Genomic DNA, 17,591 nt, shown 5'->3' on the forward strand with positions numbered 1-17,591 from the left:
AGGCTAAATTGTTGTACAACATGCAACATCCTTAGCTTTCCAGGGAGAAATCAAGGAAATTGTTGTACTCAGTACAACTTGCCTTTCTACTTATTCATTTTACCATGCATAGGAGGAATCCTCGGCTTATCCCCTAACCCTCAAAAAATATAAAAATATGCTGAGATAAACCTCTATCGGGGGGCTTGCAAAAATAAGCGACCGCTAAAAGGAAAGTTTATTCGCCAATAAGAAAGCAGCTTTCGGAATGCCGAAATCGTATACTTTCTTATGTGGTCAAAAAAGAGGAAATCCCCTATGACTATTTGTACCACCTACACGACTAGGTGGTTGAAGCCAAAGGAGAAATCCTCACATATTGAATTCATTCAATCCAAAAAATTCTTTTGTTGTCCTCGTCATTGATTCGGCAACTTCCTCAACCGATTTACCAAGGCATGCAGCAACCGTCGTTGCGATGTGCGGTAGAAAAACTGGCTCATTCCGGCCATCCTGCGGCTTTACGGGTAGATCCCGCGGTGTAAGAAATGGGGCATCGGTTTCTATCATTAAACGATCTAGGGGTATTCTCTTCACAAGCTCACGCAGGTGCTTGCCTCTACGTTCATCGCAGATCCAACCTGTGATTCCGATATAAAATCCCAGCTGCAGATATACCTGAAGCTCTTGCAGTGACCCAGTAAAGCAATGAACAACAGCTTTATTGATTGAACCGACATACGGCTTCATTATACGAACAAAATCGTAATGAGCCTCTCGCTCATGTAAGAAAAGAGGCATTTGCAGTTCGCAAGCAAGCTGAATCTGTTCCTCAAACCATTTCCGCTGCACATCGCGAGGTGAAAAATCACGGTTATAATCCAGCCCGCACTCACCAATGGCAACGACTTGAGGCAGCTTCGCCAGTTGACGCAGCTTATCAATGGTATGCGCCGTGCAATTGCGCGTATCGTGCGGATGAATCCCTGCCGTTGCAAATAATTTCCCTGGAAATTTTTTGGCGTAACGCGCTGCTCCCTCGCTATTTCTTTCGCTTGTACCTGTCAAAAGTAAAGATGACACTCCCGCTGCTAACGCCCTTGCAACCACTTCGTCACGGTCCTGATCGAAAGAGCGATGCATTAAATTCACACCAATATCGATGAAATGGTTAGTCATTGTGCCGCACCTCTTTTTCACCCTCATAAACACGGCAAAACTCGGCAGGAACCGCGTCTGCAAGCAATACTTCATTGCCCGCGTAGTAGAAGACTACTCCAGCCTGGGAAGCTTTCTTTGTATCAATCGCTAAAATGATTAATTCCCCTCTTCGTTTACCAGCGAGCGTCGCAAAATGAAGTCCTTCAGACAAATGGACATATTGACGCTTCATTGGACGTAACCCCTGTTTTAAAATCAAAGGAGCAGCCTGCACATTCGTGCCATGATAGAGCACAAGAGGAGGCACAGCCATAGTATAGCTGACTTTATCATGGCTATGTCCATATCGGGCTCGGATTCGATCGCCGTTAATCTCAAAGCGCTGCTTTTCGCAGCGCGCTACTACTTCTTCAATATCGCCTACTTTAATCTCTGACCACTTCGTCTGTACACCAAGAACTTCTAGTAAATCTGCAATCTTACAAGAACCATCAACAGGATCCAAGCTCAGTCCGAATTGTTCTGGCGAATGCCGCAATATTTTACTCATAAACTTACTTAATTTTGTTTGTACGTTATCATGTAACATCTCAATCACGTCCTAAAATCCAATTCATACTTGTTTATTCCTCAACTAACCAAAAAACCAACCCTCACATCCGTATCCTCTTTCATCCATGACATCGTCTGCCCTTTATGAAGATCCGACTTCATCGATTTCACCAGCTTCTCAATATTCACGCTTTGCTCATAATGCCACTGAAGCGCAGCCGATACATACAATTCATTTAACTGGGCAAAAGTAAACCCTTCTGTTTGCTTCGCCGTTACGCGAATCATCTCTTCGCTCAGAAGCTTCCCTATCCCCTTTTGCTCCAAATAGATTTGTCTCAGCTCTAGGTCAGGAAGCTTGATTTCATAAGCACGGTCGAATCTCCCTGCCCGGTTCATAAGTGCCGGATCAATTTGCTCCGGATAATTCGTTGTCCCAATGAGAAAAATGCCTTCTTTGGAAGTCGCACCATCCAAAATGTTTAAAAAGTACGACCTTGCCCGCTGAGGCATAGCGTCGATATCTTCAATTACAAGAATCATTGGCGCCATGTTAGCCGCAGCTTGAAACACCTCTTGAATAGATTCGCTACCGGTGTTCTCCGTTATTTGCCAATAAGCAACAGGAGCTTTTACGCTGCCGGCAATCGATTTAACGAGCGTTGTTTTTCCATTACCAGGCTTCCCATAAAGCAGGATGCCTCTTTTGTAAGGAAGCTCATACTCTTTGAAAAAGGCACGATCCTCAGCAAAAAACTGATCGATAGAGCGATAAATATCTGTCTTCACTTCGTCTTTCATGATGACCTCCGTCCGGTCGACCATGCGTGTAATAGGAGCCAGTTCCTTTTCCATGCCATGAGGTCCATCTGTGAAAACAGTTACTTGTCGCCGATCCAAGTCTCTTCGACGCTGCCGAGCGTGTTCTAGAAAACGCAACAGACTCGCATCATCCACTGCAAAAACAAAATCCTCTTCTCCGACGCCATTCACGCGAAAGATAGGTACTCTAGCTAACGCGATTCCCCAGGACGGGTAAGCAAAAACGTTATTGCGCAGTGTTGGATACGTGCGATAAGCCGCAGAATCACTTTCCGCATCTATTCCGAATGCACGTGACTCCATATGGTCAAAGATCTTAGTAACGAACTGCACATCACTAGATCCTGTCTTCACATCCTGTTCAAGCAGCTCCCAATACTCTTCTTTCCCATCATCACTCAAATAGGGTTCGAAGTCGTGACCATATTTATCTCCCAGCACATATTGTATGCGTTCTAATACATAGGCATAGTCCCCATACGCTTTAAGCGAGCTCCCGTCAGCCCTAAAAGGAGCCGATACTGCCGATGATTCTTCATTCATTTTTACGCTTTGTAATTGTTTCATTTGGCACCTTTTACTGCCGCCATAGGCTTACATTTGGCTACAACTTCAGCCAATCCAGCTCCGACGACACTTTCAATAATTTGATCTACATCTTTGTAAGCCTGCGGCGATTCATCTAGAATCGACTCTAACGACCTTTGGTTAACGACAATTTCCTCATCCGTACCTACTCGCATGGAAGAGGCAAATTCATTCAGTGTTATCAATCTTTTCGTCGCACTACGCGAGCGAATTCGCCCTGCTCCATGACAGATGGAGTGATAGTTGGCTTTGCCACCCGGTGCTCCTACCATAATGTAGGAAGCTGTCCCCATTGAACCAGGAATCAACGCTGGGTGACCTGTGTTTAGATAAGGCTGCGGATTGTTAGGATTGCCTGCCGGAAGCGACCTCGTCGCCCCTTTTCGATGGACAAAATAGGACTCACCCTCATGTTTTTCCTCCCAAGCATAGTTATGCATAAGATCGTACAAGGTGGTCATTTCAAACTTCGACCCAAACACATCTTTACCAGCCTCACGAATGGCATAGGCAATGAGATGGCGATTTACAACTGCATAATTGAGCGCTGAATACATCAAATTTACATAATTCTGGGCTGCCGGATGATTTAAAGGTACAAATAACAACTTAGGATCAGCCGTTCCTAACCCGTTCATCCGCATCACCTTCAACATGTCACTGCTGCAATATTGACTCACAGAGCCGCCCCATGCACGCGATCCCGAGTGAATCATAATGACCACTTGACCATCAAATAGTCCCCATGCTTCAGCCACCTCCCGGTTCTCTTCCGCAATTTCTATCGACTGAATCTCCGCAAAATGGTTCCCATTCCCAAGCGTCCCAAGCTGGCGGTGTGACCGATGCCAAACATGGCTCGGAAATCGATTCAATGCATTTTCATCCAAAGTAAATTTACTGCTTTCTACATGTGTAAGCGAAGTCGCCTTTCGAGGCGTATAGCCGTCGGGAATATACTTCTTTGGAAGTCCATGCAGTCCTTTGGTGACGATGCTCTCCAATCGGATGTCCGAGAAATGCCCACGTGCGTGATCTTCAACGGGCAAATACTTCTCGATCGTCTTCACCAGCTTGCGGCGCAGCTTCACATCCTTCAGTTCATCCTTGTGCATATTTGTCATATGCACCCTCATGCCGCAGCCTATATCGCTGCCGACAATGGATGGTGATACATAGCCGTCATGCGTGTTCCATACTGCTGTCGTGCCTATGCAAGTACCAACACCGACATGTACGTCAGGCGTATAGCTCATATACACTTGATTGGGAATCTGCAAATTGTTGTTGGCCATTTGAAAAACTTGATAATCTAACGCTTTAAACAACTCAGGTCCTGCGTATACATGCACAACTCCCGATGGGAGCTGGACCTGCTGAAAATAATTTTCTTTCATTCGTTTTGTTCCTCTCTATGAACCCCAAACCTCCCTCAGCGCATCTCGGAATAAAGCATCTAATGCTGCTTCTTGCTTTTCACCAGAGACAGCGATATGTTTGGCAGTTTCTTCAAAATAAGCAATTTGTCGATCTAAATAATCGTTGATTACCGTAATTTTCGGCTCTAAGTCGAATTCGACACCAGCCTTCTTGCGCGTCAACAACGTATATACTTCTTGTTTTAATTTCGATTCCGGGAGCATTTGCTCTACCAGATTTTCAAATTCCATCGGTGGCATGCTGCCGCGCTCTTCAATCCACTGGCAAGCCAGTATTGGGCGTAACACATAAAAATACTTTTTGATTTTCACATAGTCACCCTGCAAATATTCCCGAAAGTTCCCTTTGGCCATATGCAAATAGTGATACATACTGGACCGCGGTGAAAAGGTTAACGGTGAAAGCTGGCGGATTTGCTCCGTTACACCGTATTGCTCCATATACTGAATCGGTGACTGGAGCCATTCGAGCAAAGGCGGGTTCGATTTGCGAAACAAGTTCAGCGCCTTCTTCAAATCCCAACCGTTGATGTCCAGCTGATCGCTGATTGGACGCTCAATAACATCTCGTTTCTCGAATAGGGATAAGTACCAATCCACAGGTCTTACATAAATAAACCTCACATCATAATCACTGTCTTTCGATGGAAATCCCCACGCTCTACTACCCGATTCACAGGCATAGAGGATCCGTACGCCTTCCTCTTCTTCAATTCGTTTAAGCTCACTATCTATTTTTGTCATATCAAATGTCATGGGACTCACCCTTTCTTCGTATTATGTGGACGCAAAAAAGCCATAGACCAACATCGTCTACGGCTTTATCATGTCAAATTTTAACTAGGTAATACTCAAAGAGTACCTACGTATTCGTCACAAGTCCGATTGAGACCGATGGTATAATGTGCTTTTCAATTGTCAGGTTATTCATAGAAATTTGATTGCGAATCATATCGTCGGCCTCCTTTCCATTCATTTACAAACATCATACGAGTCAAACCTAAGAACTGTCAATCCGTTGCGGGCGGAAAGATTAATTTTAATGATCGTTCCTATTAATAAAATTTATCATTACTTAGAAATGTTTTTATCTCCAACCAGTGAGTTCAACTGCTCTAATAAGCTGCCTCCACCATTAAAAGAAATCGTCCCGATTTTCTCACATATCTTCTCAAGAAACTCAAGCTCCTTCAAGCGAAACAGGGTTTGGTTCTCATCCATAAGCTTAGCCGTATTGAGCAAGCTCCGTGTAGAAGCAGTCTCCTCACGCCGCGTAATGAGATTGGCTTGAGCCTTCTTCTCAGCCAACAAGACTGTATTCAGGATATCCTTAATATCGCCCGGCAGAATGATATCTTTCACACCTGCTGATAAGAACTGCACCCCATAATCTAGACTTTTCTCATTCAATCGTGACAAAACATAGGTGGCGATTTCCTGTTTCATTTTCAGCAAATCATCTAATTTCAATGTACCTACATACTCACGCAAAACAAGCTGCAGTTGAATGTACATTTGCTCTTCAAACGACTTGATTTCAAGCGCTCTAAGCGAATTCAAAATGCGATATTGGCACACAAAGTTAAGTCGAAGTGTCACCTTATCCTCCGTCATCATTTCTTGCCCCGTCATATCCATTTGCTGTTGGCGCAGGTCGACGGTTTTCACAGCGACTCCTATTGGCCCCTTCCAGAAATAATATTTGCCAGGAGCAAGCTCCTTTTGCATGACATGGTTATAAAACAAAGCCCCACTTTCGTGACTAGCCACATCAAATGTTTGATAGTAACCAATTAGCTTCGGAATGATCGCTGGATCAATTTCATTGGGTAATTCAGGATTACGTATATCTGCACGAAGATAGGTATGCTTTTTCAAAACATTCCAAAAAGCATAGCTTCCAGCTGTCAACAAACCAACGAATTTGGCATCTTCATAATGCAGAACATATTCGTAGTCTTGAACCTGCACAATATCCAGCTCTTGTATGAGTTTATCATCATGCATAAACAACTGAAGATCTTTCCCTTTTACGTTAAAAGGGGTCATGATATTTAGAACAACAACAGTATCTTCCGAAAATGGAGAAAACCGATAAGTGCCCGGTTGTAAGCTTTTATAGTAGCTGCCTTTACGAAAAAGCAGGCCTCGTTCGTCATTTTGTATCGTCACTTTTTTAAACATGTTAACCCTCCTTGAATGATAGATCACGTATTTGGAGTCCTCCTGCGAGTAGGGCGGAATTCTGCTTAAGAATACAAGTAATGAATAACAACCATTTGAAACTAGTTGGAGTTGTCAGGTTACTTAAGCAAACCGTCTATCTTCCCGTTTATTAACAAATGGTTGTAAACATTCTTGCAATCGGTATCTGCAGACTGCATAGCCATAGCGCAGTGTGCAATTTGAAAGCCACAGAAGACTCCAGTACACGATCAATTTGGGATGTTTTTTGCTCGATTGAAAGTCGAGTGCTCTACCACTGAGCTAATCGTTCCACACGATAGGGGATTCGAACCCCTGCACCTGGGGAATGTACGCCGAAATGAACATTACAGTATACAAACACATAGAGATGTGTGAGCACTGCCGGACTATTTTGAAATCCTAGCCTAGGTAAAGTCATCCGTACATACATCCAAATTTATGATTATACGTCCATTGACGTCTATCATCACTACAATTTACTAAACGCCTTTAATCGCAACCATCGGCTTACAGGTCGCCACCACATCTGCTAGCGATGCGCCCACAACACTATCAATAATCTGATCCACATCCTTATAGGCTTGCGGACATTCATCAAGAATCGTTTGCAGGGAACGATGATTAACAAGTATCTCTTCATCCGTTCCAACTTTGAGGGATTGCGCGAATTGATCGACGGTGACAAGCTCTTTTGTTGCTTTCCGTGATCTTGCTCTGCCCGCACCGTGGCAAATGGAGTAGAAGTTTTTCAGCCCTTCTTCTCTCCCCACCATAATGTAGGATGAGGTTCCCATCGAACCAGGGATTAATGCCGGATGGCCGGTTTCTTTGTATGCAGCTGTATTCAGGAAATGACCTGGAGGCAGCGCTCTTGTCGCTCCCTTCCGATGAACGAGCATCGGCTGATTGCGGTGAAACTCTTTTAGCGCATAGTTATGCATAAGGTCATAGAGAACAGGCAGATCTTCATCTTCGCCAAAAACTTCTCTGAAAGCTTCACGCACGCCAAAGGCAATCATATGTCGATTACTTACTGCAAAATTGAGTGCGGAATACATCAAATTTAAGTAGGTTTGCCCTTCATGACTTGCAATAGGAGCATATAAGAGATTCCGGTCGGGATTTTCAATTCCCCAGCTTTGCATGACTTCTCTGAAAACCTTGGTGAATTCTTGACCCAACATAGCTCCCCATGCACGTGATCCGGAGTGAATCATGACGACAACCTGACCGTCGAACAAGCCCCATTTTGCAGCCAAATCCTTATGAGCATCTGCCACTTCTAGATACTGAATCTCTATAAAATGGTTCCCGCCACCAAGTGTCCCAAGCTGCCCGTGGGCATATTTACGGATTTTTGCTGGCAAATTCTCCAGGTAGGCGTGGTCGAACTTGAACGTAGATTCTTCTACATGCGTAAGCCACTGTTCATTCGGAACATATTTCTCAGGAAGTCCTTTTAATCCGTTTTGAACGACTTCCATGATATCGATATCAGAATAATTCGTATTCGTTCGCTCATTGGTTGGAACATATTTCTCGATTGCTTTGATCAGCGCTCTGCGAACACCCTTGTCTTGAATGTCACGTTTATGCAGGGATGTCGTATGAACACGCATGCCGCAGCCGATATCTACACCGACAATAGATGGGGAAACGAACCCGTCTTTCATACTCCAGACTGCCGTTGTCCCAATGCAAGTACCAATGCCAACATGGGCATCCGGGGTGTAGCTCATATGCACATTCCGCGGAATCCGCAGGTTATTATCTGCCATTTCGAATACTTTGTTTTCAAAGGATTGGAACACATCCGCGTTAGCAAAAACGTGCAGATTACCATGCGCTAGTTCCATTTCATAATGATTATTTCCGTGTGCTTTTGTTATCATATCCATTTGGTTAACCTCCGTTTTTCTTCTAAAGCTATCATCGCTTATTTAGGATCGAGCGAACATGGTGAAAGTATGACGACAGGTGAAAAAGTTTTCCATTTTCTCCATATCTCTCCCCTGTTACAATAAGATAAGGTTGAAATGAAGAGCGAGGGATTCAAATGGCTAAGGAAAGCTTTGATAAAGAAATTCAATTTCTGCGAATGCTTGTCCTCACTAGTGGCGCGTATAGTCGTCAGCAATTTGCCGAGAGGTTGGGTATCTCGGTTCATACTTTTGATAAAACATTACGCCGATTAAAAGAAATCGTAGCTACGATGTATCAGCAGGTTCCTGATGCGCAAAGGAAAGAACTCGCTGAGATGCTGCGCTATAGCTATTTCGATTCAACGGATCCTATGCTGCTGTTCTTATTTCGAGCGAAGTCATTGAAAGAATCCGAAAGTCAGCGAATATCTACGCTTCTTGCTGCTTTGAATGAGCAGGCACTTACCGCTATTGAGCTGTTGGATGTATGTTGTAAAGGTATCCAAACCGATTCCTCACTTCCTGATGAGAAAACGGTTCGAAATGACTTGAAATATCTCGAAGAAGTCGGTGTCATTAAAAAAGTACCTGGACCACGCCCCTATCGTTATCGCATACATAATGATTTAATCCAAGAGCTTACGCTTGATGAGCTAATTGATCTGTATGATTTCATTGATGTGATGTCGAATACGCAGGTACCGTCGGTTCAAGGCTATTTACTGCGAGACGGGCTAAAAAAGCATATGAATCGGACCTCATCGGAACCGGCACCCATAGAGCCATTTCTTTATAAGTATCATTACCACTCACGCATTTTGGATGAAGCACATCTGTCCATCCTTTTATCAGCAATCCAAAACCGTCGCAAAATCGAGTTCTTATACTTTTCACCCAAAAATTCGCAATCCTATTCATCGAAAAACACAAATCCCTTATTTGAACGGGAAATGGAAGGGAAACTGCAGAAAACATTACCGCTCAAAATTGTCTACGATCACCAATATGGACGATGGTACCTGCTTGCCTATGAATCACGACATGGTATTAAGAAATATCGCATGGAAGGCATGACTCAGATTGAGCAAGGTGAGACTGTCGACTCAATCCTTTTTGATGAGAAGAAAAGTGTATTGGAAGAGAATATAAAGCATAGTTGGGTCCTTGATACCGGACGTTCGGTTACCTTGAAAGTAAGATTTTTTAATCCAGGCGATACGGGGCCGAATTTCATTAAAGATCGTGTCCTACTTCAGGGGCAGTGGGGAGAGATTACAGAAGAACAGATAGATTCGTTTATTTTCGAAATTAAGGTTAATGGAACTACGGAAATTAAGCCTTGGATTAGAAGCTTCGGATCTAGCTGCGAAGTGCTTGAACCGATCTATTTTCGGAATGAGATGATAGCGGAGTGGAAGGAGCTTGAGGCGTATTATGAACCTGTTCGAGAAAATATTTAACTATCAAATGATTACGAGGCTAGAGAATTCGGGCACTTTCATGATCACCTCACAGGAAAGGTCATGGCTGAAAACCATGCTTAACCACCCTTCAGCGTCCCATGCTTTCACTCCAGTGACATTAGAAAAGCTTGAATCTGTGTTAGTTGATGAGAACACCTTGGATTTTGCTGATGCCTTTATTGAGAAAGCTAGAAGTAAGGAGAAGCTAGTTTATCACCCGATGCTTCGCGCATTACGTCGGTTCATTACGAGTCAAGCCGCTATCCAACTCACTTACAGCGTGAAAGATGATCAGACCTTTTCCAATGAAATGGCTTTCCCCTACAAGCTTGAGTATTCTTTGGTAAAAAAAGAATGGTACTTGCTCTGGTATCACATCAGACATCGGGCAATGATGAGTTCAAAGCTCGATAAAATCGAATCGATCAAAGAGTTGTTCATCTCTCCTGAGCGAGTCGCCCAAATTGGTTTAGACATAGAGAAACTGCTGCAAAAACGTCAGATTCATGCAACGATTGAGGTTATAAAGGAGTACAATCGAGAATTGTCCCGGATTTTATATGCCTTCTCTTGCTTTGAGAAGCAAGTTGATTACGATGAAACTCAGGAAAAATATACAATCCGATTAACCTTTCTAAATAATGAAGCCGAATATGTCCTTAGCAAACTTCGCTTCTTGGGTAAGAGGGTGCGCGTCATCCAAGGCGAGCATTTGCAAAGGAGAATGCTTGAATCGGCCAAGAAAGCTTTGGCTAGGTACGGGGAGTCCTAAAACAACCCTCCGAAAAAATACCAGAGGGTTGGCTATCCGTTCTATGGATCTACTTAAACACTGCAAACGATTCAAAATTGATTTCATGAACAACGACTCGTGGATTCATTTGAAGTACGAGCATCAGCATTTCAGCTACATCTGTGGTAGTCATGAATTTGTCCCTCGCCAGCGCTCGCGTTCCCCAAAAGCCGCTATCCGTAGCTCCCGGGTTTAAAGTGGTGACTCGAATATTTTTCTCCGCCAACTGTAAGGCCAGTCCCTGGGAGAACATATTGACAGCAGCCTTGGCAGTACAATAAAGGGGCGCTCCAGGGTTCGCCCGTTTGGCAGCCATGGATCCTATGTTGACAATCAAAGCCCCCTGCTCCGTGTTAACATGCGGAATAAAATGTTTAGAGCAAAGGAAAGTGCCCTTCAGATTCACATCAATGGATTGTTCATATTGCTCCACGGACATCTCAACAATCGAAGCTGGAATACTTAAACCCGCCAAATTCAATAGCACATCAAGGTGGCCAAAGGTCTGTGACGCCATGTCGAAGAATGCCTGTACTTCTTGCTCACTCGTTACGTCTAATGCCTTACAAACGGCTTCGGCTCCGTCCCTTACAAGTCCAGAAGTCAGTTCTTCTAAAGCTTGCTCACTTCGTGATCCCAATGCAAGCCTTGCCCCTTCTGCAGCTAATGCCTTGGCGACGGCTTGGCCCATACCCCCGCCAGCGCCGATGATGACAACGACTTTATCTTTTAACAGATTCATCCGAACGACATCCTCCCTTTCTCTAAAATTCAATTAATATTTTCCCGTTATTTTTGCCTGCTTTCATGGATTGGATAGATGTCTCCAGTTGTTCCAATGGGCAAATGTCGGTGATGAGCTTCTCCAGATCACAAGTGTTTGAAGCGGCCATATTCCCAAGCATTTTAACCGTTTTCTGAAAATCACCGAACGTATACACGCGGCTTCCCATCATGGTAAGTTCCTTAAAAATTCCTTGCAGTATATTTAATTGCGGTAGTTTGCCTGGGAAACCAACGAAGACAACCGTCCCCCTTATCCTACACGCTTGTGTGGCAAAAAGGATTCCCGCTTGGGATCCGGACACTTCGATGACAATGTCAAAGCCTTCTTCAGCAGTCAAATCGTTCGCCCTTTTCACACCGTCTTCCACAGCTGGATTAATCACATCTCTAAAACCGAACGAGTGGATCTGCTCGACCCTAGCAGGTTTAATCTCTGAGAATACGACCTGTGAAGCACCGCCTTCCCGCGCGACCAAACCAACGATCAAGCCAATGGGTCCTCCACCAATGACTAATACACGATCACCATTTTTCACACCGGCTCTTCGATTCACGTGAAATCCCACTGCAAACGGCTCCGTCATGGCCGCAAGCCGGTCTGAAAGCGCGTCGTCGACCTTAATCACCTTAGCCAGAGATGCTTTCAAATATTCGGCAAAACCTCCGTTCGTATGAATGCCGAGGAGCTTAAGGCTCCTGCAAACATGCCAATTACCTTCCTTGCAAGCTTCGCATGTTCCGCAGCTGATTAGGGGCTCAACAACCACCCTATCGCCTATTTTAAAAGAGGTCTCGCGCTTCGTGTTTATTTGTTCGATTGTCCCGACAAACTCATGCCCCATTGTGACAGGTGTTTTCGCTGTCGGATGATGCCCTTCATAAATATGGAGGTCCGTACCGCAAATTCCCGCATACCTGACTTTGATGAGGCATTCTTCCTCCCCTAGTTCGGGAACCGGTACATCTTGAATCTCAATATTTTCCCAATTCGTCAATACGGCTGCTTTCATGTTTATTCCTCCCTTTGATCTTTTTCGTTAAAAATATCCACCCTTTTTCACAACTTCCGTCGGCGTTAGTCCATCTAACACCATTTGCTTAATCTCTTTCTCGTTTTCTTTGATATACTCAGACCTGAGAAGGACGTCATAGGCAATGTCTCTGGGAATTACGATAACACCATCAATGTCTCCGAAAATAATATCCCCTGGATAAATGAACACTTGGCCGATCATCACGGGAATTTGCCAATCGATCATGCGAAATCTTCCGAGCATGCCGTTGGAGGTCCTGTATTTACAAAACACGGGGAACTCAAGCTCCAGAACCTTGTTCGTATCCCGGACCCCTCCGTCAACCACGGCCCCTTTGCAACCTCGCAGTTTGGACGCCATGGTCATCACTTCCCCCCACTGCGCCGACTCATCATCCTCACTCGTATCCCATACGACCACCGAGCCGTCGCCGATTTCCTCCAGCATTTTGGCCCGCTGCTCCATTTCGCTTTCCAAAGTGAGATTCTTCGAGCCCTTGACCGTGAATGCCACACCACATAACACCATCTCATCCTTCAAAGGCATGATGTTGCTCGGCAGGACTTGATGAAGAAGCCCGTTCTCCCTTAATACATCGTTTACAGCTGCTGTAAACACTTGGCTAAAGCGCTCGCACAGCTCCTTATCGGAGATAGGAAGCGGCTTGAGCTCCCTTTTGCTTCGATTGGCTTTCAATTGATCCAAATTCATCTTGTTTCCCTCCACTATTTGATTTGTACGAATTGATTATTATCGATAAAGCTTACTTAATAGCTGGACATTCATCTAACTGCGTTATTATAATAAAAATAACAATCTTATTTCGATGGAGCGATGAACCAATGTCTAATATTCATGTACAAAATGATTATGACTTCAACATATCAAGCATCGGAAATGTCTACGAACGGGAACCGAATCCTCATTGGAGATATGACAGGATCGTCAATCACGAGGCCTATATTATCGCTTTCTGCAAGGATGGTGAGGCTTTATACGGAATTAATGGAAAAGAAATAAGTGTTAAGAAAGGGGATCTGCTGTTTTTCCCTAAAGGCCTTGTGCGTTCAGCTTCCTCTAATCCGATGAATCCCTGGTCCTTTTATACAGTGGCATTCGGCATTCAATTCCTTAACGAAAGTTCCAAGGAAGCTTTGGACCGATTGGATCATGTGACTCGCAGCCCGCATCTATACAGGCTTCCGTCCCTTTTCGCAGAGCTTAATCTGGTTTGGTCCGGCAAGCGGAGCGGTTTCGTTATAAAATGCAAAAGCATCATCATGGATATTCTGTATCACCTGATCAAAGAACAGGATCGGACGACTCACGGGTCTGCCCACTATAACGCGATCGAGCAAACAGCCAACTTAATTCTATCCAATTATAAGAACCATTTTTCCATCGATGAGCTTGCAAAGCTCGTGGGCATGAGTGATTCTCATTTTCGTTTGTTGTTCAAAAAAATCACTGGTATGACTGCCATACAATACCAGAACCATATTCGTATTAACAAAGCCAAGGATCTCTTGCTCAGCGGAGAATGTAACGTGACGGAAGCAGCGTTGTCGGTAGGCTTTCAGGATATCTACTATTTCAGTCGCTTATTCAAAAAGTTGACAGGCGCGAACCCTTCCGATTACATCACAGGATAATAGGCGATAACACGCAAAGATCTCACTAAGTCTTTTCCTTAACGCACTGTCATATCGTTTTGGCTAATGAGGTACTCCCGACCACTCGAATGATCCTTGACAATCAACTCTTCATTCTCCATCAACTGTAAGGAATATCCCCCCGTCTTTGCCGGAGGCTCCACATAGAAATGGCGGTCCGATAATGGTAGGATGTGCCAGTGCCTTACCGTATCCGTATCATCCATTGCAATGGCATAAATGATGGTGTGCTGTGTCTGATACCTCTCGCTCTCATACCGAAATATGGAAGCGCTCCCTTCCGCCCCTTGACCCTTTTGATTCGGCAGCGGATGATAACAATCGTGAACATATCCCCAGTCCAACGACAGGTGGTTTGAGTTAATCTCCCCATCTGACGTAGCGCTCACTTGAAAAAATTTCATTCCCGCCTCGTTTCGCCTGAATACTAGCTTCGTTTCTGCAGCCACCTTTGCTTTTAGCCGATTATCACGGTTATTAATCACAAAGTGGCTCCTCACCTTAACCGGACGGTCAGCTTGAATTCTGTCGATGATAAAAAGGGTGTGAGGCATCGCTGTGATCCATGACCGCTCTGCTCTGCGGATCGGCTCACCGTAAAGCTCTGCCGCATCTGATCGGACGACATAAATGCCATCCAATTCTTTAACAATACGATTATGATTAAACAGGAGCGTCGGCTTGTAAATGTTCCCGTGTACGGGCTTCTGTTCGATCACAAACGGTTTTCCACCCTTATCCTCCACTTCAAAACTCCATGTATTGTGCGAAGTCGTGGATTTCGTGAAGTCCTGTGTTCTCAACCTATAGCAGCAGTGACCTGGGTCGACAAAAAAACGTTCCTGCCTATGTGACAGAATAAAGCTATTCTGGTCCTCATGCCGATGAGCAGCAATACGATGCGGCTTGAAGCCCCCTTGAATGGCCAGCACAGTAACCGGCTGCTCCCAGCGATCTCTTGCAATGATATTACCTACCTCAAACGACGACAGGAGCGGAATCCCTGCCTGTTCCGGCGTCAACGCTTCCGCTGCTTCTTGATAAAGTAGAATGCTGAGAAACTGGAAGCTATTATTAAAACCGAAAGATGCACCCTCATCAGGTTCTAATCGTGGATTTTCGTACAATCGTTCGAATAACCAGCGCGCTATACCGGACTCAACCGGGAACTGTCGTTTGGCTCGGACAGCTACATGAAGCAGTACATCCCCAGACGGGCGAAACATAGCTGAGCTATCGCCAAAGTTCACAGTTCTGGGATATCGCTCCAATCCCCATCCCTCAAGCGGCTTCATATACATAAAGCTCGCTGCATACCAAGGCATCAACTTCGCATAACACCCAATGTCCAGATCCTCTTCGAGGTTCGGATCGTATCGCGTCAGGATTTCTCGCAAATGGCTTAAATGAATGGTTGCATAATTGCTGTATTGCACCGACTCGCCGTAGCTATCTTCGTTATAGAACGCAGCCGCAATTTTGTATAGTTCCAAGGTTTCCGTAACGGATTCCTGATCATCCAGTACCGCTGCGACCGTCCCTATAGCGTTTAATAGAACCATAAACCAATTGCTAAGTTGATCTCTCGCATTCAAATATTGAGTAATTGCAGCCTTACACGGATCCATCCCCTTGGTTCTCAATGTGATCTTAATATTGAATAGTTCCTCATCACTGAATAGTTCTGGACTCAAGTCAATAACGGTTGCGATAGCGATTGAGGTATGAGCCGTTTCCAACGTTCCCATGATGGGAATGCTTCTTTGCCTGAACCAAGGTCCGATCCATTCATCGATTGGTTTATCACAGATCTCAAGCACAATCTCTCTAAGCCACATTTGCAGCTCTTCACTCGGTTTGACAGCTTGCACAAAGGCAGCATCGCTGAGTCTTTCCCAAATCAGGTGCCACCATTCCTGTGTATCTCCCGGCTGCATCAAACCTGGAGATTTCGTATACTCCTTGACCCGCTCCTCCATCGATGTCCAAAGATCATTTATTTTACCTGTATCCATGTAAATACGACTGCGTAATTCCTCCAAGTTTCCGAGAATTCTTCCCAAAGCCAAGACCTCCCATCATCGCTACTTGATTAATGATCAGTCATTGCGAGGAACATCATAGATTCCGTTTCGGTACGCCTCAACCATAGAAAACATTAGCGGTGCGAAGCTATGATGTTCATCTCGATGCGGCAGCATCAATGTTACATAGGACTGCACGGTACCTTTATTCTCGCCTTCACCTGGACACAGACACCCTGGACAACTGCGTTCCGTGGAAAAATCCGGATTGATGCTAATTTTATTCAGACCTTCAATGCCTCTCTGAAGGGCGGGAAAATACATTTCCTTGTCTAATAATCCTGATCTCAAACCAATGCCGATTCCATATAGGATTAGTCCTGTTCCCGATGTTTCCTCATAAGAGTATTCAAACGGAATTTCCTGTCTCCACAAGCCGCGCTTAGACTGATAGGGAAGCAGAGCAGCCGATAAATTCTTGAAATATTTCTCCGCCTTCGGCCGATGGACGGAATTTGGCGGAAGATACTGCACAAGCTCAGCTAACGGTAAATATCCCCATCCATTCCCCCTACTCCAGTGATCCTCGGAATATTTGCCCGGTCCGGCCCAATTCTTGCTTTGATGAAGCAGTCCGTTGTCGGGATTGAGAAATTCCTCATACATAAGAAACGTTTGATTGGCCGCTTCATCGATATATCGCCGTTCGTCAAGCGCAAGTCCCGCGAATAGCAAATACGGAGTGACCGCCATAGCGACATCGATCCATATTAATTCCTTCTCAGGATCATACGGGTACGACATAATGCCTTTACGGTCCCGTGCTGCAGTCATCATTTCCTCGGCATATTCTCTCACCTGATTGCTCGCCTCTGGCATATAGCCTTTCATCAGTGCATAAGCCTTGGGGATACCGCCGATACGGTAGCTCGGAAAATTGTAACGCGGGTGCTCAATTCGGTCCGGAAAGCGAGACAAGATGTGTTTGCATTTCTCTAGCAGTACCGGATCCTGCTTCTCTTCAGCAGTTTGCAGCAGCGCGTAGATGGACAATAAGCCGTAATAATGCTTTACCTCGTCTATATGTTCGAAGTGCTCGTATAGCTTTTGCGACATGTACAATGGATTCACAAGCAGCAATCCTCCT

General features: G+C 44.8%; 15 protein-coding genes. 3 read left to right on the top strand and 12 right to left on the bottom strand.

The window, feature by feature from the left end; genetic code table 11:
* Positions 1 to 351: 351 nt before the first annotated feature.
* The 7 genes from GC102_RS07460 to GC102_RS07490 all read right to left on the bottom strand — a co-directional run bounded on the left by GC102_RS07460 (position 352) and on the right by GC102_RS07490 (position 8,647).
* Complete coding sequence (locus GC102_RS07460) at positions 352 to 1,158, bottom strand: TatD family hydrolase (protein ID WP_171688917.1); 807 nt, start codon at positions 1,156 to 1,158, stop codon at positions 352 to 354.
* The gene (locus tag GC102_RS07465) at positions 1,151 to 1,729 is read right to left on the bottom strand and encodes an RNA 2'-phosphotransferase (RefSeq protein WP_171688918.1); all 579 of its coding nucleotides are present in this window, start codon (positions 1,727 to 1,729) and stop codon (positions 1,151 to 1,153) included. Before GC102_RS07465 ends, GC102_RS07460 begins: the two co-directional genes overlap by 8 nt.
* A 41-nt stretch (positions 1,730 to 1,770) precedes the next feature.
* Positions 1,771 to 3,081, bottom strand: a complete 1,311-nt coding sequence (locus GC102_RS07470; RefSeq protein ID WP_171688919.1) for an AAA family ATPase — start codon at positions 3,079 to 3,081, stop codon at positions 1,771 to 1,773.
* Entirely contained in the window at positions 3,078 to 4,499 is a 1,422-nt protein-coding gene (locus GC102_RS07475) for an RtcB family protein (protein WP_171688920.1), read from the bottom strand. Before GC102_RS07475 ends, GC102_RS07470 begins: the two co-directional genes overlap by 4 nt.
* A gap of 15 nt (positions 4,500 to 4,514) precedes the next feature.
* Positions 4,515 to 5,297, bottom strand: coding sequence for a nucleotidyltransferase domain-containing protein (locus GC102_RS07480; RefSeq protein ID WP_171688921.1), 783 nt, complete (start codon positions 5,295 to 5,297; stop codon positions 4,515 to 4,517).
* 315 nt (positions 5,298 to 5,612) lie between these two features.
* Positions 5,613 to 6,725 carry a slipin family protein gene (locus GC102_RS07485; protein WP_171688922.1) on the bottom strand — a complete coding sequence of 371 codons (1,113 nt, stop codon included), beginning with the start codon at positions 6,723 to 6,725 and terminating at the stop codon, positions 5,613 to 5,615.
* A 503-nt stretch (positions 6,726 to 7,228) separates the two neighbouring features.
* Positions 7,229 to 8,647: an RtcB family protein gene (locus GC102_RS07490; RefSeq protein WP_171688923.1), complete on the bottom strand. Its 1,419-nt coding sequence runs from the start codon at positions 8,645 to 8,647 to the stop codon at positions 7,229 to 7,231.
* A 158-nt stretch (positions 8,648 to 8,805) separates the two neighbouring features.
* On the opposite strand from GC102_RS07490, the gene GC102_RS07495 reads away from it, so the two are divergent.
* Both GC102_RS07495 and GC102_RS07500 read left to right on the top strand, forming a co-directional pair.
* Positions 8,806 to 10,131, top strand: a complete 1,326-nt coding sequence (locus GC102_RS07495) for a helix-turn-helix transcriptional regulator (protein ID WP_171688924.1) — start codon at positions 8,806 to 8,808, stop codon at positions 10,129 to 10,131.
* Complete coding sequence (locus GC102_RS07500; RefSeq protein WP_171688925.1) at positions 10,106 to 10,906, top strand: WYL domain-containing protein; 801 nt, start codon at positions 10,106 to 10,108, stop codon at positions 10,904 to 10,906. Before GC102_RS07495 ends, GC102_RS07500 begins: the two co-directional genes overlap by 26 nt.
* Positions 10,907 to 10,955: 49 nt before the next feature.
* Here GC102_RS07500 and GC102_RS07505 read toward each other — a convergent pair whose 3' ends face one another.
* Genes GC102_RS07505 through GC102_RS07515 form a run of 3 tightly spaced genes read right to left on the bottom strand, consistent with a single transcriptional unit; the run spans position 10,956 to position 13,458 of the window.
* Positions 10,956 to 11,669 carry an SDR family oxidoreductase gene (locus tag GC102_RS07505; RefSeq protein ID WP_171688926.1) on the bottom strand — a complete coding sequence of 238 codons (714 nt, stop codon included), beginning with the start codon at positions 11,667 to 11,669 and terminating at the stop codon, positions 10,956 to 10,958.
* A gap of 22 nt (positions 11,670 to 11,691) precedes the next feature.
* Positions 11,692 to 12,723: a zinc-dependent alcohol dehydrogenase gene (locus GC102_RS07510; RefSeq protein WP_171688927.1), complete on the bottom strand. Its 1,032-nt coding sequence runs from the start codon at positions 12,721 to 12,723 to the stop codon at positions 11,692 to 11,694.
* Positions 12,724 to 12,750: 27 nt separating this feature from the next.
* A complete protein-coding gene (locus GC102_RS07515) occupies positions 12,751 to 13,458 on the bottom strand; it encodes an RraA family protein (protein ID WP_171688928.1) in 708 nt (235 codons plus the stop codon).
* Positions 13,459 to 13,589: 131 nt separating this feature from the next.
* Between GC102_RS07515 and GC102_RS07520 the strand changes: the two genes are divergently transcribed.
* A complete protein-coding gene (locus tag GC102_RS07520; protein WP_171688929.1) occupies positions 13,590 to 14,399 on the top strand; it encodes an AraC family transcriptional regulator in 810 nt (269 codons plus the stop codon).
* 38 nt (positions 14,400 to 14,437) lie between these two features.
* Here GC102_RS07520 and GC102_RS07525 read toward each other — a convergent pair whose 3' ends face one another.
* Together GC102_RS07525 and GC102_RS07530 are read right to left on the bottom strand one after the other, a co-directional pair.
* The gene (locus tag GC102_RS07525) at positions 14,438 to 16,483 is read right to left on the bottom strand and encodes a heparinase II/III domain-containing protein (protein ID WP_171688930.1); all 2,046 of its coding nucleotides are present in this window, start codon (positions 16,481 to 16,483) and stop codon (positions 14,438 to 14,440) included.
* 36 nt (positions 16,484 to 16,519) lie between these two features.
* Positions 16,520 to 17,575, bottom strand: coding sequence for a glycoside hydrolase family 88 protein (locus GC102_RS07530; RefSeq protein WP_171688931.1), 1,056 nt, complete (start codon positions 17,573 to 17,575; stop codon positions 16,520 to 16,522).
* Between the last annotated feature and the right edge of the window lie 16 nt (positions 17,576 to 17,591).

Origin of the sequence: Paenibacillus germinis (assembly GCF_013141785.1) — a bacterium.
Taxonomy (GTDB): domain Bacteria; phylum Bacillota; class Bacilli; order Paenibacillales; family NBRC-103111; genus Paenibacillus_E; species Paenibacillus_E phytorum.